Genomic DNA, 18,219 nt, shown 5'->3' with positions numbered 1-18,219 from the left:
TCAGACCTGCACCCGGAAAATCCGTGATGCAAGAGAAGCACCGGGCCCGCCAATCAGACGCAGACCCGGCATCTTCGATCAGAAGCTCGAGACGTCGCTCGGGCTCACGTCACAGTACTGCGTATTGAAGAACTCGCCGTACTTCACCGTTGACCCACCTTTCTCAACGCCCAGCCACTCTTCGCAAATACGTGGCTTGGTCGTGATGGCTGTCGGACGCGTCAGACCCTTGACCTTGAGATTGCGAATCGTCGCCTTGTCACCATAGTTACGGTTGACCGCGACGACCGTGCTGGTCACCGTTCCGTTGATGGTGACATTGTTGACGCTCACATAACGGGGGCCGCCGTTATTGGAGCAGTCACCGCATGAACGCCACAGCTTGCCGATCTGACCGTAGGTGTTGAAGTTCTCGATAACGGTGGTGCTGTTCTTCGAGTTGTGCTGGAAGGTCTTGTCTTCCGCCGCGTTGGCCGATCCGCCGGAGATGGTGAGCGTGCCACCTTCAGACTTGTTGGTTGCCGCGTCTTCACAGACGTCTTCCCATACCACGTTCTCGATACGGCAATTACCGCTTACGCAGTGGATGCCGTCGGCTGCATTGGCGTTGAGTCGCACGTTACGGATGGTGGCGTTGTTGAGCGTGAATAGCGGCAGCTGGGATTCACTCCCGCCGTTGCACGACGTACCGACCGTGATACCGCCGCAATCGACCGTGGTGTTGGTAATCACACTACCCGGCGTACAGCTGTTCGCCGGTACGCTGCTGACGCTTGAAGCAACCGAAGACGAGGACTTTGAACTGCTGGAAGAGGCAACGCTGCTGCTGGATGACGCAACGCTGCTTGACGACTTGCTGCTGCTCACCGAACTGGTTGAGGTGCCTGAGGGAACAGAACATTCATTGGTGCCACCAGCGACGCGTCCACCAAACGTTGCTTCATTGCAAACGAAGCTGCCAACGAGCGTCTTGTAGAAAAACTTGTCGGCACGTCCGAACGCCACATTGGTGGAGCTCGTCACGGCGCATGTCTTGCCTTCAGTACAGATCGTCACGTAACCGGACGGACGATTGGCGGCCGATGCACTACCCGCCAGCAACAGGGCCGCAAGGCCCAGAGAGAACTTCACGTACTTCATTACCATCTCCTGGTGTGTGGTGTACGCCATCTGTCGAGGCGCACTATCTATAGTGAGCGCCAACCCGCAGGCCAGCGCTGCTTACGCGGAGAGAGCGGATCCTGGCCGCCCTCTCCGTGGCTCTGACAGGCTTACTGGAAGCCCGATACGTCGCTCAGGCTGACATCGCAGGTCGCCGTGTTGAAGAACAGGCCCAACTCGCTTGAGCTGCCGCTGCCTTTCTGAACACCGTTGTATTCCATGCAGATCTCGCCACCACTATCGGGCGGCTGCCACTTGTAGATGCGCAGGTTGCGGATCGTGGCCTTGTCACCGTAGTTGCGATTCACGCCGACAACGGTGCCAATCGAGCCATTCACTTGCACGTTGTTGATCTTTACGTAGCGCGGACCTCCGTTGCCCGTGCAGTCACCGCAGGAGCGATACAACTTGCCGATGCGGCCGTAGAGCTGGAAGTTCTCGATGTTGATCGTGCTGCCGCCAGCAATCACCGAGTTGTGCTGGAACACCTTGTCGTCCGCCGCATTGGCCGAACCACCCGAGATGGTCAGCGACAGCCCCTGATCCTTCAGCGTGGCGGCGTCTTCGCAGACGTCTTCCCACACCGTGTTCTCGATGCGGCAGTGACCCGCCGTGCAATGGATGCCGTCAGCCGCGTTCTTGTTGATGCGCAGGTTGCGGATTGTCGAATTGCGCAGCGTAAACACCGGTTGCTGCGTCTCGCTACCACCGGCACAGGTCGTACCCACGGTCACACCACCACAATCAACAACCGTATCGACCAGCACGTTACCCGGCGCGCAAGCCTGCGCATTGCTGGCCACAGCGTAAGCCTGGAACTCAAGGATGTTGGGTTTGCCGGCCTGCACGGCCGAGAAGAAGACCCGTACCGCGCTCGTGCTGACGATGGCGAAGTCGTGCCCCTTGTTGGCCCGGATGGTTGTACCTGAAGACACCGTCACCCAGCTGCCGTTAACCAGAACCTGAATGTCGTGGCTGGTTACCCCCTCACCCGACTCGCTGAGCACGACGCGGCCAAGCTGCACGGCCGATGGGAAAGTGATCTGCAGCCAGTTTCCGGCCACGTTGCTGGCAGGCACCCACTTGGTCGAGAAGTTGCCATCCACTGCCGCCGTAGCCGATTGGCTGGATGCCGCTGCGCTGATGGCGGTGGCCACGCCCGATGCGGCGACATTGGTCAGGACATAGCCGCCGGACGTCGAAGTCGAATACGAGCTTGAGCTGCTCGAGATCGACGACGAGACACTGGAAGACACGCTGGAAGACGACACCGAGCTGACGCTGGAGGAGGACTTCGAAGACGACGAGGCGGAGGAGGAACTGGTACCGGAAGGCACCGAGCACTCATTGACCCCACCGGCCGTGCGACCACCGAAAGTCGCTTCGTTACAGACGAAGCTGCCCACGAGTGTCTTGTAGAAAAAAACGTCTGCACGACCGAAGGCCACATTTGTACTGGTGGCGACAGAACAGGTCTTGTTCTCGGTGCAGAGCGTGACGTAGCCTGCCGGACGATTGGCTGCTGAGGCGAAGTTGGCTGCAAACAGCGCAACGATACCCAGCAAAAGCTGATGCGACTTCATGCGATGGTCTCCTGGTGATTCGTAGCTGGGCCTGTGGCCCGATGTCGATGCCGTCTGTGCGGCTCTCTCTGTGTGGCGTGACGCCACGGCAAAACAAACCGGGCAGCTCACGCTGCCCGGCTGGTACGACAAATCAATACGGGCACGAGCCCGCGCAAGCACTGGTGTTCATGATGCTGGGCGGCAACAGCGTCACATCAGACTGGCTGACGTTGCAATTGGGAGTGTTGAACTCAACACCAAGCGCCGACGTGCTGCCCGAGCCCTTCACCACCCCCTTGTAGACCTGACAGATCTTGGTCTTGGTGGTGCCACTGTTATTGAGCGTCAGCCCACGGATCGTTGCCACGTCACCAAAGTTGCTGTTGATGCCCACGATGGTCGGCAGGTCGCGCGTGATGACGTTGTTGATCGTCACCTTGCGCGGACCGCCGTTGCCCGTGCAATCACCGCAGGAGCGATACAGCTTGCCGGCATCGGCAGCAAAAAAGTTGGAGAGGCGCAGCTCACCACGGCCATTGTGCTGGAAGGTCTTGTCCGAACCCTTGTAGGCGGCACCGCAGTTGATGTTCATCACTGTGCCGACAGGTCCGAGCGCCGTTGCAGCGTCTTCACCGATGTCTTCCCACCAGACGTTCTGCAGCGTGCAGTTGCCCAGGCAGTGGATGCCATCAGCCGCCAGCGTGCCGATCACGACATTCTTGATCGAGCCGCCTTCCTGCACGTCGAAGACGGCAGGCTGACCTTCAGCCTGCGAACCGCCCGACAGGTTGTAGCGCTTGTTGCCACCATCAAAGGTCGTACCAGCAGGCACGACATAGGTAGCGGACAGCTGCACTGTTTCGGTCGGCGTTGGCATCTGGCAGCCGGGGTAATAGCCCAGATTGCCCGTCGACGAGGTCGCGCTGCTGGAGCTGCTCGACGAGGTCAAAGAGGAGGAAGACGAGCTGCTGCTGGACGGCTTCGATGACGAAGAAGAGCTGGGAGCACTCGACGACGACGTACCGGACGGTACCGAACACTCGTTGACACCCCCACTGACTTTGCCACCGAACGTAGCTTCGTTACATACGAAGGAGCCGCTGAGCACTTTGTAGAAGAACTTGTCGGCACGACCGAATGCGACGTTGGTGATTGCCGCGACGGAACAGGTCTTGCCCTCGGTACAGATCGTCACATAACCGCTCGGACGGTTGGCCGCTGAAGCACTCGTGGAAATCGTCGCGAGCGCCAGCGTACCCAGCAAAAGCCTGAATTTCATGGTGCGCCTCCTGGTTGTTGCTGCCTGGTTGGTCCGGCTGATTGCTGCGTGACACTCCCTACTTCGCGGCACCGTCACCGGTGTTGTGGTATTCGGCGAGATAAGGCGCACTTGCCGTCCCGTATTGGGCCGGGTTGCTGCTGCTCCAGTCAGCCCAGGGCGGGTTCTGGATGTAGGCGCTGATGTTCGACTCGCGGATGATCACCTTGCCGATCGTGCCGCCACTGGACGAAGACTCTGGCCACTGCCGTGCAAAGGAAACCGTTGCGGGCCCGGTATCCACGGTGAACAGGCACTTGGTGAACAGGAATCCATAGGGGTTGCTGGTTGCGGTGCTCGGCGCGGCAATCGTGCTGCTATTCTTGCGCACACGCGTGAAGTGGATCTGGCTGTTGTCGAACACCGCCGTGCCACGACCGAAGATGAAGTCGGTATCACCCTCGATGTAGCTGTTGGCGAAGTAGCTGCGTGCCACCACGGTCAGCGCGGTGGTCTTGACGTACAGCGTGTCCTGGTTACCCAGCAGGCGTACCTTGTTGAAGAGGTTGCGGTCGCCCACCACCATCAGCGCGACAGCCTGGCTCTCGCCACCACCCTCGTCGTAGGTGTTCTGCACCGTTACGTTGGTCATCTCGAAGTCATTGGCCGTCACGACGAACAGCGACGAGCAGGTCGTGCCGATGCTGCTGGTCTTGGTGGCGCAGGCGTCGTAAGTCGACTTGATAGAGGCTGGCGTGCTGCTGGTGAATGCCGTGCCACCCGGGTTTCCAAGCGCTGCATATTGCGCGCCGGTGAGTTTGGCGGCTGTGGGCAATGCAATCACGACTTGCGAGGGATCCGTACCACCGCCGTAAAGCGTGATGGTCGGGCCTAGCGGCACGATCACCAGCTCGTTGTAGGTGCCGGGCATGACCTTGATGTACTGGCGGGTTGTCACGCCAGACTTTGTGGCGGCTTCGATGGCAGCCTGGATGGTTGTGTGCGTGCCACCACTCTTGGCCACCGTGTAGGTCGGGCTGGCAGGCGTCTGGATCGTCGTGGCGCGCGGGTTCCAGTTATCCGTCACCAGCGAGCCCAACGTGCCAGCCTTGGCGAGGAACTGCGCCACGTCGTAGTTGGCAGCGACAGCGTCGGTAAGCTGCGGACGCGTTGCCGTGCTGGCAGGCCAGCCGCTGCTGCCCGACGAGGAAGCCACACTGCTCGATGAGCTGCTGGAGCTGGGTGTCGAGGAAGACGACGACGAGGAAGATTTGCTCGAAGAGCTCGACGAACTTGAGGAGCTGGACGAACTCGGTGCGCTGGATGAAGACGAGCCTGAAGGCACCGAGCATTCATTCACGCCGCCCGACACTTTGCCGCCAAAAGTGGCCTCGTTGCAGACGAAGCTGCCTACGAGCACCTTGTAGAAGAACTTGTCGGCCCGACCGAAAGCCACGTTGGTGGAGGTGGCCACCGAGCAGGTCTTGCCCTCGCTGCAGATGGTGACGTAACCGGCGGGACGATTGGCGGCGTGGGACTGGAATGCGGCGCACAACAGCACCGCGCTCAGGGCGAGCTTTGCTTTCACGACTGTCTCCTGACGACTGATTATTGTTTGCCAACCGTGCAAGTGGTCACAGATGACCCTCGCTGGCTGTGCTAGGCGGCGTCAAATTAGCATTTCCGGATGACTAATCAAGCACTGAAAACGGCTCAGTCGTTCCGCCATGCAGCACAAAACATCAAAATCATCAGAGCAAGGATCAGCCTTTTCCGGGGCGATTCCGGGAACACAAGAACTGGCGTGGAGCAGCCCGGAGCAAATCCACAACCACCGGATTGTGCGTCGCACCATCAAAAGTTCGGCGAGTCAACGAAAAAGGCCGGCATCAGACGCCGGCCTTTTTCCCAAGTACGGAGGTCGCTTACTTCGCGGCACCTGATCCGGTGTTCAGGTATTCGCCAAGATTGGGTGAGCTGCTTGAGCCGTAGTTGGCGGGGTGCGAGCTGTCCCAGTCACGCCAGGGGCGTGAAGTGTCGACGCTCAGCGTGATGTTGGCGCCGCGGATGATCATCTTGCCGATCGGGCTGGACAAGCTGCTCTGCGGCCACTGGCGGGCAAAGGCCACGCCGCTGGCGCCGTTGGAACCAGTGATCGAGCCGCCATTGATCAGGATGCCGTAGTTGCTGGCCTGGGTGCTCGGCGCACCAATAGTGCTGCCGTTCTTGCCACGCGCAGCCGTGTAGTTGATCTGGCAGTTGTCGAGCACGCCTGTGCCGGCACCGAAGATGAAGTCCACGTCGCCTTCGACGTAGCAGTTCTCCGAATAGAACCGCTTGCCAGCGCCGTCGATCCACAGCGTGTCCTGGTTGCCGTACATGCGCACGTTGTCGAAGTGCACCTGGTCAGCCGTTGTGTAGACAGCGACAGCCTGATCGGTGCCCGAGCCGCTTTCGACACGACTGTTGGTGATGGTCAGGTTCTTTGCCTCGAAGCCCGTGTTCTTGATCACGAAGGCTGCCGAGCAAGTGGTGCCGATGGCGCTCTTGCTGGCGCAGCTGTTGACCCAGGACTGGCCGTCGGTCGTGAAGTTGGTACCCACCATGGACTTGTAGGCACTGCCGGTCTGCAAGGCGCTGGTGGCGATCTGGATCTTCACGGCACTCGCGTCGCCCGTGCCATACAGGGTAATCGGCGTGCCGGAAGGCACGAAGATCATCTCGTTGTAGGTGCCGGGATTGACGAGAATGTACTTGCGGGTCGAGCCACCTGCATTGATCGCCGCATTGATGGCGGACTGCACGGTCTTGTAGGTTGCGCTGGCGCCCACGGTGTAGTTGGGCGACGACGGCGTGCTGATGGCAGCCGGCGTCCAGCTGCCGAGGAACTTGGCAACCGTATATTCGGCAGCCACCGCGGCGCTCAATTGCGGGCGTGTAGATGTCGAAGCCGGTGCGCTGGTGGTCACCGAAGACGAGCTGGAGGCCTTGGACGACGAGGAGCTCGACGCAACGACGCTGCTCGACGAAGACGAGGCCTTGGACGAGCTTGATGAGGCAACACTGCTGCTGGCGACCGAGGAGGCCACGCTGCTGGCGACCGAGGAGGCCACGCTGCTGGAGCTCGTCGTGGTGCTGGCGTAGGAACACCAGGCGCTGGTCGTGAAACTGTTGCTCGGGAAGTTGCTGCTCGAGCACACGAAGCTGCCAGTCTTGGTGGCGTAGACGAACTCGCCAGACTTGCCCAGCGCAGTCGAACGCGTGCCAGACATCGTGCAGGTTGCGCCGGTGTTCTGGACGCACTTGGTGTAACCGGATGGGTAGTCGGTGGCGGCAAAAGCGCCACCAACCATGGCAAACGCCAAAGCGCCTGCGAGGCTGATGCGGAACATTGCTTGTCTCCAGTCTGGAATTATGGCGACGAGAACACGACCTCATCGCTTATGTGGGCGGTCTCATTTACCGCTGGCGCGACAGTAGACCGGTAACAAACGAGAGTCACTACGCAACGCAACAGACATCAACAAAATCGTCAAATGCGCAGCCGAGGATGGCTTCAGGCTTGCTGGATGGCGTACATCGCGCCGAAGTGGGTCTGCGGATCGTCAGCCAGCTCCCGGAAAGCTCCTTGCTCGACCAGCAGCCCCTTCTCAAACACGAAGATACGGTCGGCTTCGCGCAAGGTGCTGATGCGATGCGCGACGATGACCATGGTGCGGCCATTGCCGTACTCGGTCATCAGGCCTTCCATGACCCTCTGCTCGGTCGAAGAGTCCAAGGCCGAGGTGGCCTCGTCAAGCAACAGCACCGGCGCATTGCGGCAAACGGCGCGAGCTATGCCCACACGCTGGCGCTCGCCGCCTGACAGCGAATAGCCGCGCTCGCCAACGATGGTGTCGAGGCCATCCGGCAGGCGGGCGATGAGGTCACCGAGACAGGCAATTGCGCAGGCACGTTGCAGCAACTCCGGCGAGATGTCCCGCGTCATCGTGATGTTGTCCTTGAGCGAGAAATTGAACATCTCGGTCTCCTGCAACACCACAGCTACATTCGCCGTCAGGGCCTCGTGGCGGATCTCGCTGACCGGCACTTCACCGATGCGCAGGCTGCCCTGCTCGATGTGGTAGAGCCCCAGCAACAGCTTGATGAGTGTGGATTTGCCTGAACCAGAGTGGCCGGCAATGCCGATGATCTCGCCACGCGCCACGGACAGTGTCAGCGGGCCCACGGCCGGCCTGTCGCCATAACGGAATACGGCATCCTTCACCTCGATGCTGCGCCATTCGATCGGGAAAGGCTTGTCGCCTTTCTGCAGCGCGTTGTCCTGCCAGAAGATCGGCATCATGCGTGCGAGGTTGGATTTGCGCTCGATGAGCAACTGGAAGCGATCGGTGAACTCTACTGACGAATCGCGCAGCTTGTCGAAATACACCGAGTAGGTCAGGAAGAAGCCAGCCGCCAGCTTGCCCTGCATCACCATCCAGCCGATGACGACGAGATAGAAGGTCCAGCAGATGGCGTTGTGGGCCTGGAAGCACATCCATTTGCTGTTGCCAAGCCTCAGACGCTCGTACGACAACTCGCGCGCGAGTTCCTCGCGCCGCGCAATATTGCCCGTCATGCCATCCGCCGCGCCCATGGCTTTCACGGCGAGGATGTTGGAAGCGCTCTCGACGAAGCTGCCACTGGCGTTTTCCATCGACTTGTTGATGCGGTCGGACAGGCGCGCAATGCGATTGTCGAAGTAGTACTCGGTCGCCGCCAGCACACCGAGGTAGTAGGCAAAGAACAGGATGAAAGCCGGGTGCAGCATCAGGCAGGCAATCAGCGAACCGATGAAAACCACCACTGCCGGGAAGAAGTTGTTGAGCACATCACCTGTCCACTCGCGTACGGCCTCTGCGCCAGTCAGGATGCGCTGTGCCTTGTTGCCCGTGTTCTCCTGCTGGTGCCAGGCCAGCGACGAGTCAAGCAGCCGCTCGAAGCCCCAGACCTTGGCGCGGTAGCGCGCATTGAGGCTGATGCGGCCAAGGATGCGTTTGGCCGACAGGCGCACCATGGCAACCGTAGCGTGTGCAATGCCCAGCCCGCAGGCCATCCACAACAGCGGCGTGATGGACACGCTGCCGATCGGCGCCTTGACGACGTCGATGAGAAAATTGGCGATCAGCCCGATGATGAATGGCGGCACCAGGGGGAACGCCAGGCTGACCAGCAGCACCGCGAGGAATCCAACGTAGGTCCAGCGCTCTGCGGCAAGGAAGTACCAGAGCGCGCGCGGCAGGTCGGCGAACGAGAAACGAGCCTCCAGGCCTGGACTTCCGCTGGGGCTGGGCGAATGGGGCATTGCTGTGCTTCCTGTGGGCTGAGAGACCGGCGACCGTCTGTTGCGGACGCGCGACAACCGTATTAACGGCCGCATGACAGAGATATTAGATCGTGCTGCGGTGCAGCCAGAAATCTGTCAGACCACCTCCTGCGCCTGCCTGTTTGCCTGCCACTCGCCTGCCGGCTCGGCACCGACGCCGCAGCACATTGACACCGCCCGCTCACGGCTTGCACACTCGCGCACCGTTTGAAGTCCAATCCACCAAGCTACCTGCTCCAGACCCCGAGGAAATCATGGCAAAACCCCGGAAAGCGCCTCCGGCCAGCAACACTCCTGCACCGGCCGCCGCCGCACCTGACACCGCGTCCTCCGGAACATCCAGCTGGCTCAAGCCCGTGCAACCGATGCTGGACACCATCGCCGCCCTGCCGGCACTTGTGCGCACCCTGCTGTGCGTCATCCTCGTCGCCATCCTCGGCTATTTCAACTTCGTCGCCGGCGAAGACCAGCCGCCCTACCCGTTCTGGGACGAGAACTACCATATGACGTCCGCACAACGTTACATCGATGGCATCGCGCACTTCGAGCCGCACCCCCCGCTGGGGCTGATGCTGATCGCAGTCGGCGAAAAGCTCAGCGGTGCGAACGCAAACATCGACAAACAGCAACTGGTTGTCGACAAGTACATCAACGGCGACAAGATGCCTGCAGGCTTCAGCTTTTTCGGCATGCGCCTGATGCCAAGCCTGTTTGCCGCCGCCGCCGGCCTGCTCTTCTTCGGCCTGATGTTCTCTCTGACCGGCAACCGCCTGCTGGCCCTGCTGTTCTCGACGCTCTACCTTTTCGAGAACGCTTACATCGTGCATTTCCGCGCGGTGCACCTCGACAGCTTCCAGATGTTCTTCTGCATCGCGGCGCTGTGGCAATTCGTACGCCTGTGGAAACGTGAGGAACCCCTGCGCTGGATGGACTACGCCGGTCTCGGCGCGCTCTGCGGTCTGGCCATCATGGTCAAGATCAATGCTGCCCTGCTGCTGATCATGTTCCCCGTCCTTTACTTCAAGGACGCCTTCACGCAGGAAACCCCCTTCTCCGAACGCCCGCTGGACTTCCTCCTCAAGACGGGCAGCACCATCCTTGCGATCCTTGTCGTTTTCGGCATCGTCTTCAGCCTGCACACGGCCATCGGCACAAAAATGCCCGACCCGGCCAGCTCCGCCGGCAAGCAGGATCTGGAAAACATGTCGCCCATCTACAAGGAGTACGTCACACAAGGCGGCGCCGTCACCCCGGGCCTCGTCGCCAGCGTTGGTCGCGACTACTTCAAGTTCATGGACAAGGACCACCTGGGCGTACCCAAGCTGGACGTCTGCAAACCCGGCGAGAACGGCTCCCACCCCTCCAACTGGCTCTGGCACCACAAAACCATCAACTACCGCTGGGACTCGGCTGATGGCTTCACCCGCTACGTCCAGCTCGCCGGCAACCAGTTCAGCTGGTTCCTGGGCCTTGCCGCCGTCATCTACTCGCTGATGCTGATCATGAACCACCGGCTCAACAAGCTGCCGGTCAGCGACCAGAAAACCTATACCTACATCGAGCTCTTCACCGGCCTGTACGGCGTCTTCATGTTGCTGCACCTCTACCTGGGCACGCAGCGCGTGATGTACCTGTATCACTACTTCATCGGCCTGCTGATCACCTACATCCTGGTCGTGCTGTGCTGGCAGTACCTGTGCAACCTGCACAAGGCGACAGCCCGCATACGGGTGGGCTCGGCAATCGTGCTGGCGCTGTGCATCATCGGCACCAACCAGTTCTTCCTGCCGCTGACCAATCACCAGCCCCTCACCAAGAGCCAGTGCGAGCGCCGCAATATCTTCAGCCATATCGTCGATTGCCAATAAAACCGGCTGAACTACTGCGCGATAAACTGCCCTTGCCACCCCTGAAACCCCAGGGATGCTGAACGACTGCCCGCCCCGCCCGGCCTCAAGCCCGGCGGGGCGGCTGCCGTTAAGCTCCCAGTCGCCCTGTGTTCCGGGGAAACCGTGACACCCTTCACGGCCGTCGTAGCAGAAACAGAGCCTGACAAACTGCCCGGCGCCAGTCACGTCCGCGAATGCTAAATTCCGCTGTCCCTTGCAAAGCGAGCAGCCATGCCGTATGTACGCAGAAATGCCGGGGGGCGTATCGTCGCCCTGCTGGAATCACCTGAGCTGGGTAACGACGAGTTCCTTCCCGGAACGCACCCCGAGCTGCGGGAGTTCTTTGCCCAGGCCGACGAATTCACCGGCCTCGACGCCAGTTTCATTCGCGTCATGGAAGACCTCATTGATGTGCTGATTGAAAAAGGCGTACTGCGCCTGACCGACCTGCCTCCTGAAGCCCAACGCAAACTGCTGGCCCGCAAGGACATGCGCCGCCGTCTCAACGGCGCACTGGACCTGCTGGGCGACCGCGACGTCATCTGACCAGGACACCATCCGCCTGCCATGACCGAAACCGCTCGCACGTTCGACCCCACCCGCTCCCGGGCTCCCGGCTGGCAGGTCAATCCGCATGCGACTCACGTCGACCCCCTGATCGAATGCCTGGTGATGCTCACCCGCGACTTCGGCCAGCCCTGGACGGCCGAGGCGCTCGCAGCGGGTCTGCCGCGCGTCGATCACCTGCTGCCACCTTCGCAGTTCGCCCGCGCAGCCAACCGCGCCGGTCTGAACTCACGCATGGTGCGCCGCGAGCTTCTGCGTATCGAACCCCGCCAGCTACCCGTCGTGCTGCTACTCAAGGACCGTGGCGCCTGCCTTCTGGTCGAACGACGCGGCAATGGCCTGTGCGTCATCCGTGAGCCCGAGAATCCTGACGAGCTGGTCGAAATGCCCATCAGCGAACTCCTGCCGCGCTACAACGGCACCATGGCCATCGTACGCCCGCGCTTCCGCTTCGACAGCCGCACACCGGAAGTACGTCCTTCGGCGGGAAAGCACTGGTTCTGGAGCGCCATCTTCGCCAACTGGCGCCTTTACCGCGACGCCTTGCTGGCCGCCCTGCTGGTCAACATCTTCGCCACCATCATCCCTCTCTACTCCATGAACGTGTACGACCGCGTGGTGCCCAATCACGCCTTCGATACATTGTGGGTACTCTCCATCGGCGCGCTGATAATGCTGGGTTTCGACCTGGTCCTTCGCACCGTGCGTGCCTGGATCATCGACACTGCCAGCAAGCGCGTCGACGTCAGCCTCTCCGCCCTCATCATGGAGCGCGTACTGGGGATGCGCATGTCATCGCGCCCCGCTTCCGTGGGCTCGTTCTCGGCCAACCTCAAGTCCTTTGAAGGCGTGCGCGACTTCGTCGCTTCGGCCACCGTCACCGCCCTGATCGACCTGCCCTTCGTGTTGGTCTTCCTGCTCGTGCTGCTGTGGCTCTCCCCCTGGATGTTGATCCCTACCGTCATCGGCATGATCCTCATCATCGGTACCGCCTGGATAACGCAGGCACGCATGCACGCACTGACCGAAACCACCTATCGCGCCAGTGCGCAACGCAACGCCACCCTCATCGAGAGCCTGGTCGGGCTGGAAACCATCAAGACACTCGGCGCTGAAGGAGAATTCCAGCGCCGCTGGGAGCGCGCCACGCAATTCATCGCCCAGGTCAGCACACAGACGCGCCTCCTCTCGTCAGGCACGGTCAATTTCTCCTCCACCGTACAGCAGCTGGTCAACATCACGACAATCATGCTGGGCGTCTACCTGCTCTCCGAGGGCCAGATCTCGATGGGCGCGATCATTGCCGCCAGCATGCTGTCGGGCCGCGCCATCTCGCCTTTCGGTCAGGTCGCCGGGCTGATGATGCAGTTCCAGGGGGCACGCACCGGCCTGACCTCACTCGAGAATCAGATGCAGCTACCGGTCGAGCGCCCCGAGGGAGCCCCCTTTGTGCATCGCGCCCACTTCAATGGCGACATCGAGTTCAAGGACGTTGGCTTCGCCTACCCCGGCCGCGAGCAGAAAGCGCTGCGCAAGATCAGCTTCAAGATCAAGGCTGGCGAAAAGGTCGGCGTCATCGGTCGCGTCGGTTCAGGCAAAACCACACTCGAAAAGCTCATTCTCGGCCTCTACCCCCCCACCGATGGCTCGGTACTCATCGACGGCATCGACACACGCCAGATCGACCCGGCCGAATTGCGCCGGGCCATCGGTTTCGTCGCCCAGGACTCGACCCTGTTCTACGGCACCTTGCGCGAGAACATCGCCATGGGAGCCCCCTTTGCCGATGACAACGCCATCATCACCGCAGCCGAACTCGCCGGTCTATCCGAATTCGTCAATGCCCATCCGCAAGGCTTCGACATGCTGATCGGCGAGCGTGGCGAATCCCTGTCCGGCGGTCAGAAGCAAGCCGTCGCCATCGCCCGCGCCCTGCTGAGCGACCCCTCCATCCTGCTGCTTGACGAACCCAGTGCCAGCATGGACCACCAGAGTGAGGAACAGCTCAAACAGCGCCTGCGCGCTTACGCCACGCGCAAAACCGTCCTGCTCATCACGCATCGCACATCCCTGCTCGACCTCGTCGACCGCATCATCGTCATCGACAACGGAGCCATCGTCGCCGACGGTCCCAAGGCCCAGGTTGTCGAAGCCCTGCAGCATGGCCGCATCGGGAGGGCCGCATGAAGTCCGGATTCCTCGCCTGGTTCACACTGCACATCAAGGAAGCGCTCGATCGCCACGAGCCCCTCGCTCGCCACGCCGAAGACGACTTCGATGCCGATGCGGAGTGGACGCTGAACAACCAGACACCGCGCGGCGCACGCATCGTCGTTTGGTTTGCACTCGCGTTCGTCGGCGTCGTCATCCTGTGGGCCGCCTTTGCCAAGCTCGACGAAGTGACACGCGGTGACGGCAAGGTCATCCCCTCACGCCAACTGCAGATCATCCAGAGCCTGGACGGGGGCATGGTCTCGCAAATTCTCGTGAAAGAAGGTCAAACGGTAAAAGCGGGCGAGCTGCTGCTGAAGATTGACCCGACGCGCTTCGTCTCCACGCTCAACGAAAACCGTGCCGACTATCTCTCATTGCAGACAAAGGCCGCGCGGCTACGTGCACTGGCCGACGGCAAACCCTTCGAAGTACCGCCCGAAGTGCAATCCGAAGCTGCCGCCTCGGTCGAGGAAGAACGCAGCCTCTACAACGCCAAGCGCAGCGAACTCGACGCCAACCTCGGCATCGCGCGCCAGCAACTCGAGCAGCGCCAGCAGGAGCTCATCGAGATGCGTGGGCGCCGAGACAACGCCGCGCAGAGCATGGACCTCACGCAAAGCGAGCTGGACAAGACACGCCCGCTGATCCGCACCGGTGCGGTCTCGGAAGTCGAATTGCTGCGCCTCGAACGCGATGTAGGCCGCTACCGTGGCGAGCGCGACTCTGCCAACGCACAGATCCCGCGCATCCAGGCCGCCATCAGCGAGGCTCAGCGCAAGATCCAGGAAGTCGAGATCAACTTCCGCAACCTCGCACGCACTGAGCTGTCTGACACCCTGGCCAAGCTCTCGCGCCTGTCCGAGGGCAGCGTCGGCCTCGCCGACCGCGTCAAGCAATCGGATATCCGTTCGCCCGTCAATGGCACAGTCAAGCAACTTTTCGTTAACACAGTTGGCGGCGTCGTTCAGCCCGGCAAGGACATCATCGAAGTTGTGCCCAGCGACGACGCTCTCGTCCTGGAAGCTCGTGTCTCACCGCGCGACATCGCCTTCCTGCGCCCGGGTCAGGCAGCCCTCGTCAAGTTCACCGCCTACGATTTCTCCATCTATGGCGGACTCGAAGCGACGCTCGAACACATCGGTGCAGACAGCATCACCGACGAGAAAGGCAACACCTACTACGTCGTGCGCGTGCGCACCGCCTCCTCTACCCTGGGTCACGAGAAACTGCCGATCATCCCCGGCATGGTCGCTGAAGTCGACATCCTGACCGGCAAGAAGTCCATCCTCAGCTACCTGCTCAAGCCCGTACTGCGTGCGCACGAACGTGCCATGACGGAGCGCTGACAAGACCACCACATGCGTCGCCTGGACCTTCCCGCCCTCTACCTGCTGACCGATGACGATACGGTCGCACGGCGCATGCACAACCTCGACAAACGCTGGCAAGCGCATCGACTGGGCAGCACGGGCGAGCTGGGCAGTCTGCCGACCGGAAGTCTCGTCTTCGTCGATACCGCTTGCGCCGCACTGCCCGCCTGGGAGGACGCACGCTGGCGCAGCTGGTGTGGCCACCTTTCCATCATCGTGGCCAGCAGCGAACCGCACGACACCGAAGGCATTCGCGCCATGGAAGCCGGTGCCGCCGGCTACTGCCACACCTACGCCAACGAAGCGACCCTGCTGCAAGTGCTCGACGTTGTTGCCGCAGGCGAACTGTGGGTCGGTCGCAGCCTGCTGACGCGCTTGTTGCGAGGTGTCAGCGAGAACTTGCCGCGCCGACCCGATCAGAGCTGGCGCCGCTCGCTGACCGATCGCGAAGCCGAGGTCGCTCAGCTTGCCGCCAATGGCGAATCCAACCTCGTGATCGCCGAAAAACTCGGCATCACCGAACGCACGGTCAAGTCGCACCTCACGACAGTCTTCGAGAAGCTGCAGCTCGGTGACCGTCTGCAGCTCGCCCTGCGCGTGCATGGCGTGAAGTAAGTCACACAAATTCACGCCGCAGCGGATAACCCCTAGTACCCGGGTACGATGCGCCCCGCCTTGCATCGCTCTAGTCTCCGGTTCATTGACCGTTAAAAGAGAAGTTCCGTTTTCCGACTTCTCCCGACCTTTGACCGGAGTCCCTGCAATGGCTGAAACCAACAACCCCGCCCAACAAGGCACGATCCAGCGCATCGATGGCCAGGCATGGCTGCGCATGGCTGACGGACGCCTCGTCGCCCTGCGCGTGGGCGACCACGTCGGCGCAGGACAGGTCATCGTGACGGCGTCTGGCGCACACGTCAGCATCAAGCGCGGCGACGGCGGCCTTGTCGATATCGGCAGCGACCGTACGGTCAGCATCGACGACAGCGTCGTCACCCAGACACCGACTGATCGCAGCGAAGCAGCGATCACCCAGCAAAGCACCGAAGCGGATCGCATCATCGCCGCGCTCAATGCCGGCCAGGATCCGCTCGCCGACCTTGAAGCCCCTGCCGCCGGTCTCGCCGGTGGCGGTGCAGACAACGGCCACGGCTTCGTGCGCCTGCTGCGCATCGTCGAAGACATCAGCCCGCTGGGCTTCGAACGCCCCAACGATGGCCCGCCGCAAACCGACGAATTGCCCACGGGCGCCGCCAACGAACCTGCTGCACGCGAAGAGCAACCCGCCAAGCCGCTCGACCCCAACGAGGTCACCATCTCGGTCGCTGCCGCCACGATCACCGAAGGCGGCAGCATCGTCTACACCGTCACCTCGGGCAGCGCACCCACCGGTTCGCCACTGGTCGTCACGCTCAGCAACGGCATGACGGTCACCATTCCGGTTGGCGCCACTTCGGCGACCAGCGCACCGCAAACCGTGCGCGCCGACGACTCCTACGTACAAGGCACCGACGTTGTCACCACCAGTGTGACCAGCGCAACTGGCGGCAACTTCACGACCTATGTGCTGCCCGCACCCATCAGCGTCAACGTCGTCGACGACGCCGACGCCACCACCGTCTCGCTGAGCGCCACGCCGTCGGTGGCCGAAGGCGGCAGCATCGTCTATACCGCGTCGTTGTCCAACCCGGCCGGCACAGCCATGACCGTCACGCTGTCCACCGGCGCCACGATCAACATTGCCGCGGGCAGCAGCACGGGCACCGTCTCCGTTGCAGCGCCAACTGAAGACGTCTACATCGACGCCGGCACGGTCTCTGCCACAATCAGTTCCACTACAGGCGGCAACTTCGAAGCGGTCACGATCAGCCCTACCGCTGCGACGACCAGCGTCACCGACACCCTGAACACCACAACGCTGTCGCTCACTGGTGCAGCAAGCATCACGGAAGGCGCCAGCGGCAGCTACGCCCTGTCCCTGACGAGCGCCGCACAGACAGCCGTCACCGTCACGCTCAGCTATAGCGGCACGGCCGCCAACGGCAGCGATTTCAACGGCACGACTACGGTCACCATCCCGGCTGGCAGCAGCAGTGCGAACTTCACCATCGCGACCATCGATGATGCGCTCGCCGAAGGTGCCGAAAGCTTCACGGTCAGCCTCGTGTCGGCCAGCGGCGGCAACTTCGAGAACCTCGCACTTTCCGGCGGTGCCGCGGGCAGCGTGACGACGACCATTGTCGACAACGACAACACACCGACGCTGACCGTCTCCAGTCCGACCGTTGCAGAAAACGGCGGCTTCGCCGTTTTCCAGGTCGCGCTCTCGAATGCAAGCGCCACGGCCACCAGCTTCAACCTCACGCTTGCCAACGGCACAGCCACAGCGGGCAGCGACTACACCAGTTCGATGGAGGTCTCCACGAATGGGGGTACGACCTGGGTCAGTAGCAGCAGTGGCACGCTGGCTGCCGGCTCGACAGGCCCGGTGCTCGTTCGGGTGCCGATCACCAGCGACAACGTCGACGAGCCAGACGAAACCTTCACGCTGACAGCGACGCGCACGGCCGGCACAACGACCAACACCAGCGCAATCGGCACCGGCACGATCACCGACGACGACGCCGCACCGACGATTGCCTCCGTCACGAGCAATAGCGCGACAGAAGCCAGCGCCATCGTGCATACGGTAACGCTGTCGAATGCCTCCAGCGTCGCAACGACCTACACCCTGTCGCTCGCCGATGTGACCGCCACGGGTGGCGGCACGGACTACACCTCCGCCCTGACCAACGCCGCGTTCTCGAATGGCGTGACGATCTCCGGT

General features: G+C 61.7%; 12 protein-coding genes. 6 read left to right on the top strand and 6 right to left on the bottom strand.

The genetic code is table 11. The features are described from left to right. Positions 1–78: 78 nt before the first annotated feature. The 6 genes from ABEA02_RS00060 to ABEA02_RS00035 form a co-directional block, all read right to left on the bottom strand. Complete coding sequence (locus ABEA02_RS00060; RefSeq protein WP_345530771.1) at positions 79–1,140, bottom strand: pectate lyase; 1,062 nt, start codon at positions 1,138–1,140, stop codon at positions 79–81. Positions 1,141–1,271: 131 nt separating this feature from the next. Beyond that, entirely contained in the window at positions 1,272–2,744 is a 1,473-nt protein-coding gene (locus ABEA02_RS00055; protein WP_345530770.1) for a pectate lyase, read from the bottom strand. 133 nt (positions 2,745–2,877) lie between these two features. Beyond that, positions 2,878–4,005: a pectate lyase gene (locus ABEA02_RS00050; protein ID WP_345530769.1), complete on the bottom strand. Its 1,128-nt coding sequence runs from the start codon at positions 4,003–4,005 to the stop codon at positions 2,878–2,880. Between the two features lie 58 nt (positions 4,006–4,063). Next, complete coding sequence (locus tag ABEA02_RS00045; RefSeq protein ID WP_345530768.1) at positions 4,064–5,572, bottom strand: pectinesterase family protein; 1,509 nt, start codon at positions 5,570–5,572, stop codon at positions 4,064–4,066. Between the two features lie 337 nt (positions 5,573–5,909). Next, entirely contained in the window at positions 5,910–7,376 is a 1,467-nt protein-coding gene (locus ABEA02_RS00040) for a pectinesterase family protein (RefSeq protein WP_345530767.1), read from the bottom strand. 164 nt (positions 7,377–7,540) lie between these two features. Continuing rightward, positions 7,541–9,331 (bottom strand): ABC transporter ATP-binding protein, encoded by a 1,791-nt coding sequence (locus ABEA02_RS00035; protein ID WP_345530766.1) that lies wholly within the window; start codon positions 9,329–9,331, stop codon positions 7,541–7,543. A gap of 275 nt (positions 9,332–9,606) precedes the next feature. On the opposite strand from ABEA02_RS00035, the gene ABEA02_RS00030 reads away from it, so the two are divergent. From ABEA02_RS00030 to ABEA02_RS00005, 6 genes are all read left to right on the top strand, one after another. Next, complete coding sequence (locus ABEA02_RS00030; protein WP_345530765.1) at positions 9,607–11,220, top strand: phospholipid carrier-dependent glycosyltransferase; 1,614 nt, start codon at positions 9,607–9,609, stop codon at positions 11,218–11,220. Positions 11,221–11,472: 252 nt separating this feature from the next. Continuing rightward, complete coding sequence (locus ABEA02_RS00025; protein ID WP_345530764.1) at positions 11,473–11,787, top strand: hypothetical protein; 315 nt, start codon at positions 11,473–11,475, stop codon at positions 11,785–11,787. Positions 11,788–11,808: 21 nt separating this feature from the next. Continuing rightward, entirely contained in the window at positions 11,809–13,995 is a 2,187-nt protein-coding gene (locus tag ABEA02_RS00020; RefSeq protein ID WP_345530763.1) for a type I secretion system permease/ATPase, read from the top strand. After that, the gene (locus tag ABEA02_RS00015) at positions 13,992–15,368 is read left to right on the top strand and encodes an HlyD family type I secretion periplasmic adaptor subunit (RefSeq protein WP_345530762.1); all 1,377 of its coding nucleotides are present in this window, start codon (positions 13,992–13,994) and stop codon (positions 15,366–15,368) included. Before ABEA02_RS00020 ends, ABEA02_RS00015 begins: the two co-directional genes overlap by 4 nt. A 12-nt stretch (positions 15,369–15,380) precedes the next feature. Beyond that, on the top strand, positions 15,381–16,007 hold the full coding sequence (locus tag ABEA02_RS00010) for a response regulator transcription factor (RefSeq protein WP_345530761.1): 627 nt from the start codon (positions 15,381–15,383) through the stop codon (positions 16,005–16,007). Positions 16,008–16,155: 148 nt separating this feature from the next. Then, a partial coding sequence (locus tag ABEA02_RS00005) for a retention module-containing protein (RefSeq protein WP_345530760.1) occupies positions 16,156–18,219 on the top strand: 2,064 nt, incomplete at its 3' end.

This window comes from Viridibacterium curvum (genome assembly GCF_039544165.1).
GTDB classification, from domain to species: Bacteria; Pseudomonadota; Gammaproteobacteria; order Burkholderiales; family Rhodocyclaceae; genus Viridibacterium; species Viridibacterium curvum.
Note: the sequence above shows the minus strand (reverse complement) of the source record. Positions and strands in the feature narration are given on the sequence as shown.

Coding starts and splice junctions, on each gene's coding strand:
- ABEA02_RS00030 (WP_345530765.1), top strand. CDS start 9,607: ATGGCAAAACCCCGGAAAGCGCCTCCGGCCAGCAACACTCCTGCACCG.
- ABEA02_RS00015 (WP_345530762.1), top strand. CDS start 13,992: ATGAAGTCCGGATTCCTCGCCTGGTTCACACTGCACATCAAGGAAGCG.
- ABEA02_RS00020 (WP_345530763.1), top strand. CDS start 11,809: ATGACCGAAACCGCTCGCACGTTCGACCCCACCCGCTCCCGGGCTCCC.
- ABEA02_RS00050 (WP_345530769.1), bottom strand. CDS start 4,005: ATGAAATTCAGGCTTTTGCTGGGTACGCTGGCGCTCGCGACGATTTCC.
- ABEA02_RS00055 (WP_345530770.1), bottom strand. CDS start 2,744: ATGAAGTCGCATCAGCTTTTGCTGGGTATCGTTGCGCTGTTTGCAGCC.
- ABEA02_RS00025 (WP_345530764.1), top strand. CDS start 11,473: ATGCCGTATGTACGCAGAAATGCCGGGGGGCGTATCGTCGCCCTGCTG.
- ABEA02_RS00010 (WP_345530761.1), top strand. CDS start 15,381: ATGCGTCGCCTGGACCTTCCCGCCCTCTACCTGCTGACCGATGACGAT.
- ABEA02_RS00060 (WP_345530771.1), bottom strand. CDS start 1,140: ATGAAGTACGTGAAGTTCTCTCTGGGCCTTGCGGCCCTGTTGCTGGCG.
- ABEA02_RS00040 (WP_345530767.1), bottom strand. CDS start 7,376: ATGTTCCGCATCAGCCTCGCAGGCGCTTTGGCGTTTGCCATGGTTGGT.
- ABEA02_RS00035 (WP_345530766.1), bottom strand. CDS start 9,331: ATGCCCCATTCGCCCAGCCCCAGCGGAAGTCCAGGCCTGGAGGCTCGT.